This is a genomic window from Haematobacter sp. (assembly GCF_032102465.1).
Lineage (GTDB): Bacteria > Pseudomonadota > Alphaproteobacteria > Rhodobacterales > Rhodobacteraceae > Haematobacter.
The window spans coordinates 74577-90802 of record NZ_DAMDHB010000008.1; the positions used below are offsets into that span (position 1 = coordinate 74577).

General features: G+C 67.2%; 12 protein-coding genes, 2 tRNA genes and 1 pseudogene. 5 read left to right on the forward strand and 10 right to left on the reverse strand.

The window, feature by feature from the left end; genetic code table 11:
• Positions 1-11 precede the first annotated feature (11 nt).
• Positions 12-1508 (reverse strand): CoA-acylating methylmalonate-semialdehyde dehydrogenase, encoded by a 1497-nt coding sequence (locus tag RT513_RS07680; RefSeq protein ID WP_290690984.1) that lies wholly within the window; start codon positions 1506-1508, stop codon positions 12-14.
• Between the two features lie 98 nt (positions 1509-1606).
• Here RT513_RS07680 and RT513_RS07685 point away from each other — a divergent pair, with 98 nt between their 5' ends.
• The 3 genes from RT513_RS07685 (at position 1607) to coaD (ending at position 3591) form a co-directional block, all read left to right on the forward strand.
• Positions 1607-2506, forward strand: a complete 900-nt coding sequence (locus RT513_RS07685; RefSeq protein WP_088214906.1) for a LysR family transcriptional regulator — start codon at positions 1607-1609, stop codon at positions 2504-2506.
• A 59-nt stretch (positions 2507-2565) separates the two neighbouring features.
• Positions 2566-3000, forward strand: a complete 435-nt coding sequence (locus RT513_RS07690) for a CBS domain-containing protein (RefSeq protein WP_290690981.1) — start codon at positions 2566-2568, stop codon at positions 2998-3000.
• Positions 3001-3099: 99 nt separating this feature from the next.
• The gene (coaD, locus tag RT513_RS07695; protein WP_088214908.1) at positions 3100-3591 is read left to right on the forward strand and encodes a pantetheine-phosphate adenylyltransferase; all 492 of its coding nucleotides are present in this window, start codon (positions 3100-3102) and stop codon (positions 3589-3591) included.
• A 613-nt stretch (positions 3592-4204) separates the two neighbouring features.
• Here the strand turns inward: coaD and RT513_RS07700 are convergent.
• The 5 genes from RT513_RS07700 to infA form a co-directional block, all read right to left on the reverse strand.
• A tRNA-Phe gene (locus RT513_RS07700) sits at positions 4205-4280 on the reverse strand.
• A gap of 76 nt (positions 4281-4356) precedes the next feature.
• On the reverse strand, positions 4357-4548 hold the full coding sequence (locus RT513_RS07705) for a DNA gyrase inhibitor YacG (RefSeq protein WP_290690978.1): 192 nt from the start codon (positions 4546-4548) through the stop codon (positions 4357-4359).
• A 10-nt stretch (positions 4549-4558) separates the two neighbouring features.
• Positions 4559-5605: a ribonuclease E/G gene (locus RT513_RS07710; protein ID WP_290690976.1), complete on the reverse strand. Its 1047-nt coding sequence runs from the start codon at positions 5603-5605 to the stop codon at positions 4559-4561.
• Positions 5602-6177 (reverse strand): Maf family protein, encoded by a 576-nt coding sequence (locus RT513_RS07715; protein WP_088214911.1) that lies wholly within the window; start codon positions 6175-6177, stop codon positions 5602-5604. The genes RT513_RS07710 and RT513_RS07715 overlap by 4 nt, the downstream gene beginning before the upstream one ends.
• Positions 6177-6395, reverse strand: coding sequence for a translation initiation factor IF-1 (gene infA / locus RT513_RS07720; protein WP_035712727.1), 219 nt, complete (start codon positions 6393-6395; stop codon positions 6177-6179). The genes RT513_RS07715 and infA overlap by 1 nt, the downstream gene beginning before the upstream one ends.
• A 277-nt stretch (positions 6396-6672) precedes the next feature.
• Between infA and RT513_RS07725 the strand changes: the two genes are divergently transcribed.
• Both RT513_RS07725 and RT513_RS07730 read left to right on the forward strand, forming a co-directional pair.
• Positions 6673-9162: an FAD-dependent oxidoreductase gene (locus RT513_RS07725; protein ID WP_290690971.1), complete on the forward strand. Its 2490-nt coding sequence runs from the start codon at positions 6673-6675 to the stop codon at positions 9160-9162.
• 279 nt (positions 9163-9441) lie between these two features.
• Positions 9442-10683: a TCR/Tet family MFS transporter gene (locus tag RT513_RS07730; RefSeq protein ID WP_290690968.1), complete on the forward strand. Its 1242-nt coding sequence runs from the start codon at positions 9442-9444 to the stop codon at positions 10681-10683.
• 180 nt (positions 10684-10863) lie between these two features.
• Here RT513_RS07730 and typA read toward each other — a convergent pair whose 3' ends face one another.
• The 4 genes and pseudogenes from typA to selA form a co-directional block, all read right to left on the reverse strand.
• Positions 10864-12681 carry a translational GTPase TypA gene (typA, locus tag RT513_RS07735; protein ID WP_290690965.1) on the reverse strand — a complete coding sequence of 606 codons (1818 nt, stop codon included), beginning with the start codon at positions 12679-12681 and terminating at the stop codon, positions 10864-10866.
• Between the two features lie 114 nt (positions 12682-12795).
• A tRNA-Sec gene (locus RT513_RS07740) sits at positions 12796-12891 on the reverse strand.
• 171 nt (positions 12892-13062) lie between these two features.
• Positions 13063-14856: pseudogene (gene selB, locus RT513_RS07745) on the reverse strand (selenocysteine-specific translation elongation factor); the annotation flags it as partial.
• Positions 14853-16226 (reverse strand): L-seryl-tRNA(Sec) selenium transferase, encoded by a 1374-nt coding sequence (selA, locus tag RT513_RS07750; RefSeq protein WP_290690962.1) that lies wholly within the window; start codon positions 16224-16226, stop codon positions 14853-14855. The gene selA and the pseudogene selB, both read right to left, overlap by 4 nt.

Here is a 16226-nt window from a genome sequence, read left to right on the forward strand (position 1 = left end):
CCTTTTTGCGTTCAGGTGGTCGGGAAGTTCAGCACGGCGCCTTCCTTGATACCGCTCGGCCAGCGTGCCGTCACGGTCTTGGTCCGCGTGTAGAAGCGGAACGCATCCGGCCCGTGCTGGTTCAGGTCGCCGAAACCGGATTTCTTCCAGCCGCCGAAGGTGAAATATCCCAGCGGCACCGGGATCGGCACGTTGACACCCACCATACCCACGTTCACGCGGCTGGCGAAGTCGCGTGCGGTATCGCCATCGCGGGTGAAGATCGCGGTGCCGTTGCCGTATTTGTTGTCCATGGTGAGCTTCAGCGCCTCCTCATAGGTTTCGCTGCGCACGGTGGACAGGACAGGCCCGAAGATCTCCTGCTTGTAGATCTCCATGTCGGGCGTCACGCGGTCGAACAGGGTCGGACCGACGTAGAAGCCGTTCTCATAGCCTTGCAGATTGAAGCCGCGCCCGTCCACGACCAGTTCCGCGCCCTGCTTCACGCCCGAGTCGATGAGGCCGAAGATCCGCTCCTGCGCAGCCTTCGTCACCACCGGGCCGTAGTCGATGTCGTTGCCCGCCGTATAGGGGCCGACCTTCAGCTTCTCGATACGCGGAACCAGCTTTTCCACCAGCCGGTCAGCGGTTTCCTCGCCCACGGGGATGGCGACGGAAATCGCCATGCAGCGTTCGCCCGCCGCGCCGAAACCGGCGCCGACCAGCGCATCCGCCGCCTGATCCAGATCGGCATCGGGCATGATGATCATGTGGTTCTTCGCGCCGCCGAAGCACTGCACGCGTTTGCCGTTCGCGCAGCCGCGGGAATAGATGTATTCCGCGATCGGGGTCGATCCGACAAAGCCGATGGCCTGGATCGTCGGGTTGTCGAGGATGCCATCAACCGCATCCTTGTCACCGTTGACGACCTGCAACACGCCCGGGGGAAGCCCCGCTTCGGTCAGGAGTTCGGCCAGCATCAGCGGCACGGAGGGGTCGCGCTCGGAAGGTTTCAGGATCATCGCGTTGCCGCAGGCGAGGGCGGGCGCGATCTTCCACAGCGGGATCATCGCGGGGAAGTTGAACGGCGTGATTCCGGCCACGACACCCAGCGGCTGGCGCATGGAGTAGAGGTCGATCCCCGTGCCCGCGCTGTCCATATACTCGCCCTTCAGCAGGTGCGGGGCGCCGATGGAGAATTCCACCACGTCCACGCCGCGCTGAATGTCGCCGCGCGCATCCGGCAGCGTCTTGCCATGTTCGGACGACAGGGCGGTGGCGAGCTTGTCCATGTCGCGGTTGATGAGACGCACGAATTCCATCAGCACGCGGGCGCGGCGCTGCGGGTTGGTCGCGGCCCAGCCCGGCTGGGCCTTGGCGGCGGCTGCGATGGCTTCGTCAAGCTCGGCCTTGGAGGCAAGCGCGACCTTCGCCTGCACCTCACCCGTTGCGGGGTTGTAAACGTCGGCGGTGCGGCCCGAAGTGCCGGGCACATACTTGCCGTTGATCCAGTGACCGAGTTCCTTCACGGTATTCTCCCTCTCCTCAGAGACCGCCGTCACCTTAGTCTTGCAATTTTATCGGCGGAAGGGGCAGTTTCCCAAAAGCGTTTTGCAGGGATGCCGGTATGGAAGTCGCTGATTGGGATGATCTTCGCATCTTCCTCGCCGTTGCGCGGGGGGAGAGCCTTTCGGCCGCCGGGCGCATCCTGCGGCTTGATCCCGCGACGGTGGGGCGGCGCGTCGCGCGGCTGGAGGAGGGGCTGGGTGCCACGCTCTTCGCCAAGTCACCCCAGGGTTACGCGCTGACGGAGGCGGGGCAGGGCCTCCTTGCCCATGCCATCCGGGCGGAGCAGGCGGTGAGCGGCGCGATGGAGGAGGCGCGCGGAACGCCGGGCAAGCTGGTGGGGGCCATCCGCATCGGCGCGCCCGATGGCTGTGCGAACTATCTTCTGCCGCAAGTGACCGCCGCGATCTGTGCCGAGCACCCGGATCTGGAGGTACAGATCGTGGCCCTACCGCGGGTGTTCAACCTCTCCAAGCGCGAGGCCGACCTTGCCGTGGGCGTCAGCCGGCCGGAGGCGGGCCGGCTCTCGGTGCAACGGATCGCGGATTACCAGCTCCACCTCGCCGCGTCGCGCGATTATCTGGACAATGCGCCGCCGATCCACACCCTTGCCGATCTGAAGGGCCATCGGATCATCGGTTATATCCCGGACATGATCTTCGACAAGGAGATCGACTATCTTGCGGAGATCGGGGCGGAGACCGTCTCCTTCGGCTCCAACTCCGTGGCGGTGCAGTTCAACTGGGTCCGGCAGGGGGCGGGGATCGGCGTGGTGCATGACTTCGCCATTCCTTCCGCGCCGAATGTGGTGCGGGTTCTGCCGGAGGCTTTCGGCCTCACCCGCAGCTTCTGGCTCATCCGTCATGCCGATGACCGGCGGGTGGAGCGTCTCAATCGTTTTGCCGACTTGCTTGCGACAGGACTTCGGAGGGAACTTTCAAGATTGGAGGCGATCGCTTGACAGACGGTCGGGACATCTCAGGCTGTTGAGGGGAGCGCCGTGACAGAGGAGGAATGTCCATGCTTGTGCGACAGGTTCTTTCAGCAAAGGGTTCGGGCAACGTCGCGACGATTGACCCGGACATGACGGTGGCGGAGGCCGCGCGGCAGTTGTCGTCGCGCAAGATCGGCTGCCTCGTGGTATCGGCGGATGGCAGGACGCTGGACGGCATCCTGTCGGAACGCGACATCGTGCGGGAGATCGGCCGTCAGGGCCCCGGTTGTCTTGAGGCGCCCGTCCGCTCGATGATGACGACGAAGGTCGTCATCTGTGCGCCGGGCGATGAGGGTGTCGTCATCCTCTCCCGCATGACGGAGGGCCGCTTCCGCCACATGCCGGTGCTGGAGGATGGCGCAATGGTCGGCCTCATCTCCATCGGCGACATGGTGAAGGCGCGGCTTTCGGAGCTGTCGATGGAGAAAGAGGCGCTCGAAGGCATGATCATGGGCTACTAGGCTGCGGTCTGGGCAGAAAACTTCGGCAAACTTTCGGCGTCCCTCTTGCGTCCGGGCCTGTGATATTGTTGCTTCTGCCCCGAAAGCGGAGGGGACAGCATGCGCATCGGCCTGTATCCGGGGACGTTCGACCCCGTCACCCATGGACATCTGGATATCATAAAGCGCGCGACCGCCCTTGTGGACAGGCTGGTGATCGGCGTTGCGATCAACCGAAACAAGGGGCCGCTCTTCACGTTGGAGGAGCGGGTGGAGATGATCGAATCCCAATGCGCCGACCTGTCGGAGCTGCATGGGGCCGAAATCGTCGTGCATCCTTTCGAAAACCTGCTGATCGACTGCGCGAGGGATGTGGGCGCTTCCATCATCGTGCGGGGTCTCCGTGCCGTTTCCGACTTCGAGTATGAATTCCAGATGGTCGGGATGAACCGGGTGCTCGATCCGTCGGTCGAAACGGTTTTCCTGATGGCGGAGGCGCGTCACCAGTCGATCGCCTCCAAACTGGTGAAAGAGATCGCAAAGCTCGGCGGCGACGTTTCCCGTTTCGTCCCGCCCGCTGTGTCGGACGCGCTGAAGCAACGTTTCGTCTGACAGGACTACATCTGGCGGGGAAGCCGTGTTGCAGCCTCAGGTGTTGCGCTGACTGCGCAGTTCTGCCGCATGGCTTCCCGCAAATGCCGCAGGATCACCTCCGGCCGTCATGGTGACCGCGAAGCGCCGCGAGAGTGGTGCCAGCCATCCCCCTCCTGTCAGGCTGGAGTATGAATATCGCATCCCCGGCTCCTGCCGGGATGCGGCGCTGACACACCGCATCATCCTGTCGCCTGCGCAAACAAGACGCCTTAGCTGGATGCTATAGGGCAGCGTCTCCTGCGTAACGGCTCACAGTTAAGCCGAGCGCGACATGGGGGGAGGCAGGATATCTGTTCCTAACCGCATAGAGACTTTCGCCGACATCCTGCCCTGCGCAGGCGGTTTCCGCCACGCCCTGACAGGGTGGGCGAAGACTTCAGCGACCTTCCCGGCAAAGATGTTATACAGAAAATCTGGCCTCCATACGTATCGCGCAACAGGTGCAAAAGGCGGGCGGTATCGCGGGCGATCAGTGATGGCCTCCGGTCCATATGTAGAACGGAGACAGAGCGTAATGGCGAAACGGCCAGATTGCAGCCCGTCGTCTCTGGAAAATATGAGGGTAAATCAATGGTGCCCAGAGCCGGAATCGAACCAGCGACACGCGGATTTTCAATCCGCTGCTCTACCAACTGAGCTATCTGGGCACCGTCCGGTGGGCTCGCCCGCCGGTGGAGCGGTGTTTAAGTGAGCCCGGGGAGACTGTCCAGAGGCAAATGCCGGTCAATGACGGATTTCTTTTGGTTCCGCCATCGACCGTGTTTCGAGGTCATCCTCGTCCGGCGCGTCCTCTTCTGCCGCCGGAATCGCATAGGCGCCGGTCAGCCATTTTCCAAGGTCGATGTCGGCGCAGCGGCGCGAACAGAAGGGGCGGTACTTCTCCACCGCCGGTTTTCCGCAGATCGGGCAGGGCATGGCAGCCTCCTCAGGCGAGGCCGGAAACCAGGGGCAGGCGCTCGCGTTTGCGTTGCAGTTCGAAATTGCCCAGCGGCGTCCATCCGGCAAGGCTGGTCTCTCCGCCCTCCGCCCGGAAGGCGGCGCGCAGAACCTGTTCGAGGGCGCTCCGGTCCTTCTTCGGCATGGGCGCGAAATCGACGATGATCTGCCCGCCAAGCCCCTTGAGCCGGAGCAGGCGCGGCAATTCCCGGGCGGCAGCGATATTGGCCTTCAGGCCCGCGGCGGGGCTGGTGTCGCCCCCGGTATTCACGTCCACGGCGACGAGGGCGCGCGTCGGCTCCACATGCAGGCTGCCGCTTCCCGAAAGAACGGCGGTCGGCAACAGAACGTCTTCGATCTGCTCCTCCACCCCGAAGCGGACAAAGGCACCGACCGCATCGTCCACCTCATCGGCGGGCGGGTCGGACCAGTCGCGCCACGCGATGTCCCAGGCGCCTGCGCCTTCCACCAGAAGCTCGGGGCCGCCGGTGGTATCGGCGATCACAGCTTCGGCGAGGCTACGCATCGCGGCGATATCCTCGACGATCTCCGTCTCCTCCGCGCGGGCGGCGGCGGTGCGGAGCACGAGACCGAAATCCTCCGGCGCTCCGCCCATTGCCGTTTCCGCCATGGCGGTCAGCGCCTCGCGCACATCGGCATCATGGATGGCACGGGAGACGTTGAGGCCCGGCGCGCCAGGAGTGACGATGGCAAGGCGGCTCTTGAACAGCAGGCGGGTGCCGACCGGCACGGCCTTGCCCGGCTCTGCCCAGCCGGTGACCTGAACGATCAGGCTCTGACCGGGGGAGAGACCGCCCGCCTGACGGAGAAAGCCCTTCTGCCCATCGGGCAGGCGCAGGAAGACACCACCCTGACCCTTCATCTGGCGATCGACGATACCACGGCAGATCGCGCCCGGTTGCAGGCCTGCATCTTCCGGTGGATCGACGAGGAAATCCTCAAGCCGTCCGTCGATGAGCAGGGCGGCGGCGGGCCGGCCCTGCCAGTGGTCGAGCAGGATCACGCGTCCCTTCATGCCGCCTCCCGTAGCGAACAGCCCGCGGCGGTCAGAAGCTGCGCCGTTTCCGCCACGGGAAGGCCGACGACGCCGGTAAAGGAACCCTGAATCCAGGGGATGAACGCGCCTGCACGGCCCTGGATCGCATAGGCTCCCGCCTTGCCCTCCCACTCGCCGCTGGCGAGGTAGCCGTTCAGTTCGATGTCCGAGAGCCGCTTCATCTGCACGGTCGTTTCCACGACCCGCTCCCACAGCCGTTCGCCACGACGGACGGCGACAGCGGTGATGACCTTGTGCCTGCGTCCGGCGAGGGCGACCAGAAAGGCCGCGGCCTCCGCAGCATCGGCCGGCTTGCCGAGAATCCGCCGCCCCAGCGCCACGGTGGTATCGGCGCAGAGCACGACATCCTCCGGCGCGGCGGTCACGGCAGCGGCCTTTTCCCGCGCCATCCGGGCGCAGTAGGGCCGCGGCAGTTCGCGGGCACGAGGGGTTTCGTCGATGTCGGGGGGCAGGATCGCATCGGGGCAAAGCCCGAGTTGCGCCAGAAGTTCCTTCCGGCGCGGGCTGGCCGATCCGAGGATCAGGCGCATTACTTGAAGCGGTAGTTGATCCGGCCCTTGGACAGATCGTAGGGCGTCATCTCAACCTGAACGCGGTCGCCGGCAAGGACGCGGATCCGGTTCTTGCGCATCTTACCTGCCGTATGAGCGATGATTTCATGGCCGTTTTCCAGCTCGACCCGAAACGTCGCATTCGGCAGGAGTTCCTTCACGACGCCGGGAAATTCGAGCAGTTCTTCCTTGGCCATGTTCACTCCAATGGGGATCGCCCGCACAAATCGCGGGCAGGGGATAGATGCGCCCATTCGCGACGGATTTCAAGCCGGGAGTTGCGGCAAGGCGAAAAGAAACCGGCTTCCTACGGAAGCGGTGCATTTCGGGGCAGGATGCCGGGAGGATGCCTGCCGGTCAACAGCCCCGTGGCGGCGCAGTGTCGCTTTCCCGCCGAGAAGCGTCGGGCCGACGGCATCGGCCCGCGCGGCGGCATCGCATGGTGCCAGCATCTTCCCGCACAGGACGCGCATCATGAAGACCCATGTCAGAGCCCTTGTCGTCGGTGGCGGCGCCGTCGGCACAGCCATTGCCTATCACCTCGCCCGTGCGGGATGGGACACCATGTTGCTGGAACGGGATGAGCTGACCTCCGGCTCCACCTGGCACGCGGCGGGGCTTCTGCCGCTTTTCAACATGGGCTACGCGACCAGCCATATCCACGACTACTCCGTCCGCTTCTACAAGACGCTGGAGGCGGAGACGGGCCTGAACCCCGGCTTCGCCATCGTCGGCAACCTCCGCATGGCGCAGACTGAGGCGCGGATGGATGAGTACCGGCTCTATTCCGCCACGGCGGAGGCGGTCGGCATCGAACACGTGTTCCTGACCCCGCAGCAGATTACGGAGCGCTGGCCGCTGGTCCGCGCGGAGGATCTGAAGGGCGCGCTCTTTCATCCGACGGACGGTTACATCAACCCTGCCGATGTCACGCAGGCCATGGCGCGGGGCGCGCGGCTGCACGGCGCGACGATCGAGCGGCGCTGGCAGGTGGACGGCTACCGCTGGACGGGGCGCGAATGGGTGGTCACCGCCACGAAGATGGTGGAGCGTGGCGGGAACCTCGTCCCCTCGGAGGAGCGGGTGGAGATCACCGCCGAACATGTGGTGACGGCGACCGGCAACCATGCGCAGCGGACGGCGCGGCTCCTCGGCATCAAGATCCCCGCGATTCCGGTTGAGCATCAGTATATCGTGACGGAGCCTGACCGTGCGCTGGTGGAGTGGCGGAAGGCGGGCAACCCGGAGCATCCCGTCCTGCGCGACGCGGATGCGAAATGGTATGTGCGGGAGGAACGCGGCGGCTGGATCCTCGGCCCCTATGAGCGGGGTGCGCCCGCGCGGTTCGCCTACGGTGTGCCGGAGAGCTTCCGGGCAGACCTGTTCCCGCTCGCCCTCGACCGGATCGAGGAGGAATACGCCGCCATGCTCCACCGGATTCCCTCGTCCGAGGCGGTGGGGCTGAAGGACGACTTCAACGGGCCCATCTGCTACACGCCCGACGGCAACCCGCTGGTCGGTCCCGCGCCGGGCCTGCGCAACATGTGGCTGGCGGAGGGCTTCTCCTTCGGGATCACGGCGGCGGGCGGCACGGGCCATTACCTCGCCCAGATGATGACGGCGGGGGAGGCGGAGATCGACATGGCGAGCCTTGATCCCCGGCGCTACGGCGACTGGATGACCACCGAATATGCCGTCCGCAAGAACGAGGAATGCTATGAGCATGTCTTCGTCCTCCATCATCCCGATGAGGAACGGGAGGCCGCCCGTCCGCTGCGCACCGCCCCGGCCTATGACCGGCAGAAGGCGGCGGGCGCGCAGTTCGGCCAGATCAACGGCTGGGAGCGGCCGAACTACTACGCGCCCCCCGGTTTCGACGATCACGCCGCGCGCAGTTTCCGCCGCGGCGGCTGGTGGCGCTATGCAAGGGCGGAGGCGGAGGCGATCCGCTCCGCCGCCGGGCTGATCGACGCCAGCGCCTTCGCCAAGCATCTCGTGCGCGGTCCCGGAGCGACGGCGTTTCTCGACTGGTTCACCACCAACCGACTGCCGAAGGTGGGGCGGATCGGGCTGACCTACGCGCTCACCCCCACGGGCACCGTCCGGTCGGAATACACCATCGTGCGGCTGGCGGAGGATGCCTATTACCTCGTCTCGGCCGGGGCATGGGCGGCGTATGACGGCGACTGGCTGCGCAAATGCGCCGAGGACAGGCGGGCGGAGTTCGGCTGGATCGACATTCACGACGTCACGACGCAGTGGGGTGTCTTCGCGCTGGCGGGGCCTGCGTCGCGCGACATTCTCAAGACGCTGATCCGCGATGCAGAGCCGGAAACCGCGCTGTCCAACAAAAGGTTCCCGTGGCTTTCCATGCGGGAGGTGGAGCTGGGCATGTGCCCCGTCCGCGCGATCCGGGTGGCCTATACCGGAGAGCTTGGCTGGGAGCTTCACCACCCGATCGAGATGCAGACCTACCTCTGGGACAGGCTGATCGAGGCGGGCGAGCCGCACGGGATGAAGCTGGTCGGCGCGCGGGCCCAGAACTGGCTCCGGCAGGAGAAGTCCTACCGCGCCTTCGGGACGGAACTCGGGCGCGACGCGACACCGCTGGAGGCGGGGGTGGAGCGTTTCGTCGATCTTTCCAAGCAGTTTCAGGGCAGGGAGGCGATGGAGGCAGCCCCTCTCCGCGCCACTTGTGTCACCCTCCTGATCGACGGACCGGAGGATGCGGACCCCTGGGGGCGCGAGGCGCTTTCGCTGGACGGCAGGGTCGTCGGGCGGCTCACCTCCGGCGGGTGGTCGGCGGCCTTCGGGAAATCCATCGGCATGGGCTATGTGGAGCCGGGTCTCGCCACGCCTGGCACGCGGCTGGAGGTACGGATGGGCGGCAGGCTCTGGCCCGCCGAAGTGACGCAGGACAGCCCCTACGACCCGACGAACGCCCGCATCCGGGCTGACGGCTGACGGTATGAGGCATCCCCGCTGGAGGTGACGGTTGCCGCCGGGAAGCGGGTGCACGACACCCGCTGGAGAGGGCGTGAAACCTGAAGGGCGGGCGGATCATGCCCGTCCCCGTGATCCCCGGGGGCCGATGCCCTTTTCCCTTGGAAACGGCACCGGGTGGTCACATTCCGCGCAAACGCGCCGCAATCGCCATGCTGGCATTTGCTTGTCCCTCCGCCCGCGCATAGAAGCCTGAGGAATCGGCCTTGGCCGAATGGGTGGGGCAATTCGGGGACAGGCATGCCGTCGCGCCTTCCGGTCATGGTAATCTGCGTGACCATCCTGATCGACGCGATCGGGATCGGCCTGATCCTTCCCGTCACCCCTGCGCTTCTGCGCGAGGTGACGCATGAGGGGCTTGCCAATGCCGCGATCTGGGGGGGTGTGCTTGCCGCGCTCTTTGCGGTGATGCAGTTCCTGTTCGGCCCGGTGCTCGGCTCCCTGTCGGATCGCTACGGGCGGCGGCCGGTGCTGCTCGTCTCGCTGCTGGTGGTGTCGCTCGATTACATGCTGATGGCGCTGGCCCATACGCTGACGCTGCTCATCATCGGGCGGGCGATCGGCGGGCTGGCTTCCGCCACCCATGCGACGGCGGCGGCCTATATGGCCGATGTCTCCGCGCCGGAGAACAAGGCCCGGAACTTCGGCCTCATCAACGCGGCCTTCGGTCTGGGTTTCGTGCTCGGCCCGCTGGCCGGAGCAGGGCTGGCGGAGTTCGGCACACGCGCGCCCTTCTGGGCCGCGGCGGGGCTTGCGGCGCTCAATGCGGTAATCGGATACTTCGTGCTGCCGGAGACGGTGACGGACCGCATCCGCCGCCCCTTCGACATCCGCCGCGCCAACCCGTTCGGGGCGTTCCGGGCCATCGGGCGGCTGCCGGGCCTGCCGCGTTTCCTGATCGTCTATCTGCTCTACTGCATCGCGCTCTTTTCCTATCCCGCCGTCTGGCCCTTCTTCGGCGAGGCGCAGTTCGGCTGGAACAGCCGGATGGTCGGCATCTCGCTCGCGGTCTTCGGTATCGGCATGGCGGTGGTGCAGGGCTTTCTGATCGCGCCGATGATCCGCCGTTTCGGGGACGGGCGGACCGTCGTCATCGGCATGTGCATCGACGTGATCTCCTTCGTGGCGCTCGGTTTCATCACCAGCGGCACGCTGGCGCTGGCGCTGACGCCGCTGACCGCGCTCGGCGGGGTGGTGGGACCGGCGCTGACCGCGGTGATGTCCCGCCGGGCGCGCGACGATCAGCAGGGGGAGCTTCAGGGCGTTCTGGCCAGTCTCAACGCGCTCAACATGGTGATTTCACCGCTGGTGATGACGCAGGTCTTTGCGCATTTCACCTCCGGGCGGACATCCATCCACCTGCCGGGCGCGCCCTTCCTGCTGGCGGCGGCATTGATGGTGGTATGCATCCTGTTGTTCGTCACGCGGACGCGCCTGTTGCCGTCCGGGGATCGGGCCCGGCACGGCGGGAGCGCTTCCTAGCCCCGCGCCGGACAGCGACGATCGCGCCGCAAACGGGTGCCGGTCCTCCGTCAGCCTTGCCTCAGCCGGCATCGGGACATGTCCCACCTTCCCGCGCCGATCCCTCCGGTCACTTGGAAGCCCGCCGGTTCGCGCGAGGGCCCCGGCAGCAAAAAGCCCCGCCGAGGCGGGGCTTTCCTGTCACTCGCTCCGCGACTGGCGCTTGCGCTCATGCGGGTCGAGATAGCGTTTCCGCAGGCGGATGATCTTCGGCGTGACCTCCACCAGCTCGTCATCGTCGATATAGGCGATGGACTGCTCAAGGCTCATGGTGACCGGCGTGGTCAGACGCACCGCCTCATCCGTGCCGGAGGCGCGGACGTTGGTGAGCTTCTTGCCCTTCAGCGGGTTGACTTCAAGGTCATTGTCCCGGCTGTGCTCGCCGATGATCATGCCCTCGTAAACCGCTTCCTGCGCGCCGATGAACAGCTTGCCGCGCTCCTCCAGGTTCCAGAGCGCATAGGCGACGGAGGTGCCGTTCTCCATGGAGATCAGCACGCCCTGACGGCGGCCCTGGATCGCACCCTTGTAGGGGGCCCAGCTGTGGAAGATGCGGTTGAGCACGCCCGTGCCGCGCGTGTCGGTCAGGAATTCGCCCTGATAGCCGATCAACCCGCGCGACGGCACATGGGCCACAATCCGCGTCTTGCCGGCCCCTGCGGGACGCATCTCCACCAGATCGCCCTTGCGGGTGCCGGTCAGCTTGTCGATCACCGCGCCGGTGTAGTCGTCATCCACGTCGATGATGACTTCCTCGATCGGCTCCAGCCGCTCGCCGCCTTCATCGCGCAGGATGACGCGGGGGCGGGAGATGGAAAGCTCGAAGCCCTCGCGGCGCATGTTCTCGATGAGCACGCCCATCTGAAGCTCGCCCCGGCCGGACACCACGAAGCTCTCGCCGCCCGGTGTGTCCTCGACCTTGATCGCGACGTTCTGCTCCGCTTCCTTCATCAGCCGCTCGCGGATGACGCGGGACTGCACCTTGCTGCCGTCGCGGCCCGCGAGCGGGCTGTCGTTGATGCCGAAGGTGACGGAGATCGTCGGCGGGTCGATGGGCTGGGCGGGGAGGGCGGTGTCCACCTCCGGCGCGCAGAGCGTGTCGGCCACCGTGGCCTTGGACATGCCCGCGATGGTGACGATGTCACCCGCTTCCGCAAGGTCGATCGGCTGTTGCGACAGGCCCCGGAAGGCGAGGATCTTGGAAACGCGGAACTGCTCGATCCGCTCGTTCGTGCGGGAGAGCGCCTTGATCGTGTCGCCCGCCTTCAGCGTGCCGGACTCGACCCGGCCCGTCAGGATGCGCCCGATGAACGGGTCGGAGCCCAGCGTGGTGGCGAGCATGGAGAAGGGCTCGTCCCGCCGCGCGACCTGTGCGGGCGCGGGCACATGTGCCACGATCAGGTCGAATAGCGCGGACAGATCCTTGCGCGGCCCGTTCAGCCCCATGTCCGCCCAGCCCGCGCGGCCGGAGGCATACATGGTGGGGAAGTCGAGCTGTTCATCGGTCGCGTCCAGCGCGGCGAAAAGGTCGAACACCTCGTTATGCGCCCGGTCGGGTTCGGCGTCGGGCTTGTCCACCTTGTTCAGCACGACGATGGGTTTCAGCCCCAGCGCCAGCGCCTTGGAGGTGACGAATTTCGTCTGCGGCATCGGCCCTTCGGCCGCGTCCACCAGCAGAACGACACCGTCCACCATGTTCAGGATCCGCTCCACCTCGCCGCCGAAGTCGGCGTGGCCGGGCGTGTCCACGATGTTGATGCGGATGCCTTTCCATTCGACGCTCGTCGCCTTGGCGAGAATGGTGATCCCCCGCTCGCGTTCGATGTCGTTCGAGTCCATCGCCCGTTCTGCGACGGCCTGGTTCTCTCGGAAGGCCCCGGATTGTTTGAGAAGCTCGTCCACCAGCGTCGTCTTGCCGTGGTCAACGTGCGCGATGATCGCGATGTTGCGAAGGTCCATGTACATTTCCCGGAAATATCGCGGCGGCATTACCGCTTCCCTGCGGAAAACGCCAGCGCAAAGGACAGTCGCGCGAAATAACGTTGCGCGGCGTAACGCTCAGGTCCGGGCGGATGGCGGAGGAGAATGGGAGTCGAACCCACCCGGGACAGGCTCGCTGCCCCAACCGGAGTTGAAGTCCGGCCGCCCCACCGGGGACGATGCTCCTCCGCGTTCCGGCGCCTGCGGCGGCGTGTCCGGCAGTCCGTCCGTAACTCTGTCGCTGACCCTGTCCGGCACTCTGTCGGGCAGGGGCCCGAAAAGATCGAGCCTGTGCGGATTGATACGTCGCAGATCTCCGCGCCGCAAGGTGACGCCGTGCCGGTCGAGGAAATCGAGGATCTGGATTGCGACCTTTCGGCCATTGTCCATCCGGTCGCGGAAGGCGGCGGCGGTGAAGCCTTCGGGCGACGCGGCGCCCACATCCCGCGCGATGGCGACCATTTCGGCCACCGTCTCCCGCGTGAAGAAATGATCATGCGCCACCTGATCGACACGGCCGGTCTTCTGGCCGAGCTTCAGGACGCGCCGCACCTCCCGCTCATCCAGTCCGAACTGCGCGGCGAGGTCACGGACGCGGGGCGGGCGGAAGCGGGCAGGCCCGGACAGTTCCGGCAGACACCGCTCCAGCAGGTCCGCATCCGCGGGGTCAAGCCGGATCTCATGGCCGGGAAGCCGCAGGAAAGCGCCGTCCTGCACGATGCGCCCTGCCTCCGCCTCCGCCCGCAGGAAGGCAAGGAACGGCTCCTTCGGCAGACGGACGGGCAGGGCGAGGCGCAGCCGTTCGCGCCCCAGGCCCTGTGCCTCCGGGTTATCTTCGTGCCATGCGTCGAGCGTCGCGATCAGCCCGGCAGCAAGCGCCTCCCGCCGCTCGGGGCGCATCAGGACGCGCGTCTCGCCGCTGCCGATGGTCACGGCCTCCGTCTCCGCCGGCAGCAGGGCACGGTCGCGAAAGAACGCCTCCGCCGCGACGAACCCCGGCTCGGTCAGCAGCATAGCCGCTAGCGGATCCGCCGCTTCTGCCGCCCGGATCAACGCCAGCCGCTCCGCCGTGCTCCGCCGCCGTTGCGGCGCGCGCAGGTCGAGAAGCCTGCCGCCGCCGATCGTGCGCCGCGCGGACACGTCGCGCAGGATGAAACTGTCGCCCACCGTCGCCGCCACCGGCCGGTCGAGCACGATCTGGCACAGGCCGGACTCTCCGGGCCGCAGCGGGCCATCGAGCGGGACGATACGCGCATCCGCCTCCGCCGCGCCGGAATGGAAGCGGGCGGGGAACCATGTGCCGAGCGGTTTCGGCTCCTCCCCCAGCACGTGGAGCCGGGCGTCGATCCGCTGGGTCGGCGCGTGCAGGGCGGGGGCGAGCAGCATGTCCCCCCGGTGGATCGCCTCGCGGGAGATGCCGTCGCCCGCGATGTTCACTGCGCACCGCTGGCCCGCGCGCCCCTCCGCCGCCGCGCGGTTCTGGGCATGGACGCCCCGCACCCGCCCGGACAGGCCGGCGGGGCTGATCGTGACGGTATCGCCCGGCGCCACGCGGCCCGACAGGACGGTTCCCGTCACCACCGTTCCCGCGCCGGTCAGGGTGAAACTCCGGTCCACCGTCATGCGGAACCGCCCCTCCGCCGCGCGCATCTGCGTTTCCGCTTCGGCAAGGATGAGCGCGTGGCGCAACTCCTCCAGCCCGCTGCCGGTCAGGGCGGAAACGGCGATTGTTTGCGCGCCCGCCAGCCCGGTAGGCGCGAGCAAGGCGGTGATCTCCTCCCGCCGCGCGGCAAGCAGCGGCTCCTCCGCCATATCGCATTTGCTGAGCGCCACGATGCCGCGCCGGATGCCCAGCAGGTCGAGGATCGCCAAATGCTCCCGCGTCTGCGGCATGATCCCGTCATCCGCCGCAATGACGAGCAGGGCCATGTCGATGCCCCCGGCGCCCGCCACCATCGTATGAACGAACCGCTCATGTCCTGGCACATCGACGAACCCCGTGACGCCCGCGCCCAGATCGGCATAGGCGAAACCGAGGTCGATGGTGATGCCTCGGGCCTTTTCCTCCTTCAGCCGGTCGGTATCGACGCCGGTCAGGGCGCGGACGAGCGCGGTTTTGCCATGGTCGATATGACCCGCGGTGCCGACGATCATCGCAGACCCGCCATGGCGCCGGTCAGCGCACCGTCCTCCTCCAGACAGCGCAGATCGAGGATCAGCGCCCCGTCCGCGATCCGCCCCAGCACGGGCCGGTCCTGCGCGCGGAGCGCCGTGGCCAGCCGTTCCGGCGCCTTGCCGTCCGGCCCGGTGAGCCGCAACCCGGCAGAGGCCAGCGTCTCGACGGGCAGGGCGCCGGAGCCGATCTGGCTCTCGCATCCCGTCACCGCCGCCTGAAACCCCTCGGGCAGAAGGGCGGCGACCTGCGGGCACAGCCGCTCTGCCTGCGCCCGGATCTCCGCCTCGCCCCGCCGCAGAAGGCGCAGGGTCGGCAACCGCTCCACCGCGCGCGCGCCGTCGCCATAAAGCCGGAGCGTCGCCGCCAGCGCAGCAATGCGTATCTTGTCAAGCCGGAGCGCGCGTTTCAGCGGGTTGCGATTGATCCGCGCGATCAGGTCTGCCCGCCCGACGATGAACCCCGCCTGCGGCCCGCCCAGCAGCTTGTCGCCCGAGAAGGTGACGATATCCGCGCCCTCCGCCACCGCCTCCCGCACCGTCGGTTCCGGCGGCAGGCCGAGCCGCGCCATGTCGATCAACGTGCCCGAGCCAAGGTCATTGACCAGCGGCACGCCCGACCGCAGGGCCAGCGGCGCAAGCTCTGCCGCGGTGACGGAGGCGGTGAACCCCTCGATCCGGTAGTTCGACGGATGCACCTTCAGCACCATGCCCGTCGCCTCGGTGAGAGCGCGCTCGTAATCCCGCAGATGCGTGCGGTTTGTCGTGCCCACCTCGCGCAGCCGGACGCCCGCGCTTTCCATGATGTCCGGCATGCGGAAGGCGCCACCGATCTCGATCAGCTCCCCGCGCGACACGATCGCCTCCCGCCCCGCGCCCAGCGTGTTGAGTGTGATGAGCACGGCGGCGGCATTGTTGTTGACGACGGTCGCATCCTCCGCCCCGGTCAGGTCGCAGAGCATCTGCCGCAGATGGGCGTCCCGCTCCCCCCGCCTGCCGGTGGACAGGTCGAGTTCCAGCGCGGCGGGCGCGCGCATCGCCTCTGCCGCCGCCTGAACCGCCTCCTCCGCCAGCAGGGCGCGGCCGAGATTGGTGTGCAGCACCGTCCCCGTCAGGTTCAGCACCGGGCGGAGCGCGCTCCGCCCCGCCGCATGGAGCCGGTCGGCAAGCGTGTTCAGCAGCGCTTCCGCCGCAGGCACCTCGGCCCCGCGCAGGGCGGCTTCCCGCGCCTCGCCCAGCAGGGCGCGCAGCGCATCCGTCACCGGCTGGCGCCCGTGCGCCTCCTGCAACGCGCGGCCGGTGTCGGTGGCCAGCAGACGATCGACGGAGGGCAGGGCCCGCAGCCCGCGCAT

Excerpts from the sequence above, each read along its gene's own strand:
- infA (WP_035712727.1), bottom strand. The coding sequence starts at position 6,395 with ATGGCCAAGGAAGAACTGCTCGAATTTCCCGGCGTCGTGAAGGAACTC.
- RT513_RS07685 (WP_088214906.1), top strand. The coding sequence starts at position 1,607 with ATGGAAGTCGCTGATTGGGATGATCTTCGCATCTTCCTCGCCGTTGCG.
- typA (WP_290690965.1), bottom strand. The coding sequence starts at position 12,681 with ATGGACCTTCGCAACATCGCGATCATCGCGCACGTTGACCACGGCAAG.
- RT513_RS07690 (WP_290690981.1), top strand. The coding sequence starts at position 2,566 with ATGCTTGTGCGACAGGTTCTTTCAGCAAAGGGTTCGGGCAACGTCGCG.
- coaD (WP_088214908.1), top strand. The coding sequence starts at position 3,100 with ATGCGCATCGGCCTGTATCCGGGGACGTTCGACCCCGTCACCCATGGA.
- RT513_RS07710 (WP_290690976.1), bottom strand. The coding sequence starts at position 5,605 with ATGAAGGGACGCGTGATCCTGCTCGACCACTGGCAGGGCCGGCCCGCC.
- RT513_RS07705 (WP_290690978.1), bottom strand. The coding sequence starts at position 4,548 with ATGCCCTGCCCGATCTGCGGAAAACCGGCGGTGGAGAAGTACCGCCCC.
- RT513_RS07730 (WP_290690968.1), top strand. The coding sequence starts at position 9,442 with ATGCCGTCGCGCCTTCCGGTCATGGTAATCTGCGTGACCATCCTGATC.
- RT513_RS07725 (WP_290690971.1), top strand. The coding sequence starts at position 6,673 with ATGAAGACCCATGTCAGAGCCCTTGTCGTCGGTGGCGGCGCCGTCGGC.
- RT513_RS07715 (WP_088214911.1), bottom strand. The coding sequence starts at position 6,177 with ATGCGCCTGATCCTCGGATCGGCCAGCCCGCGCCGGAAGGAACTTCTG.
- selA (WP_290690962.1), bottom strand. The coding sequence starts at position 16,226 with ATGCGCGGGCTGCGGGCCCTGCCCTCCGTCGATCGTCTGCTGGCCACC.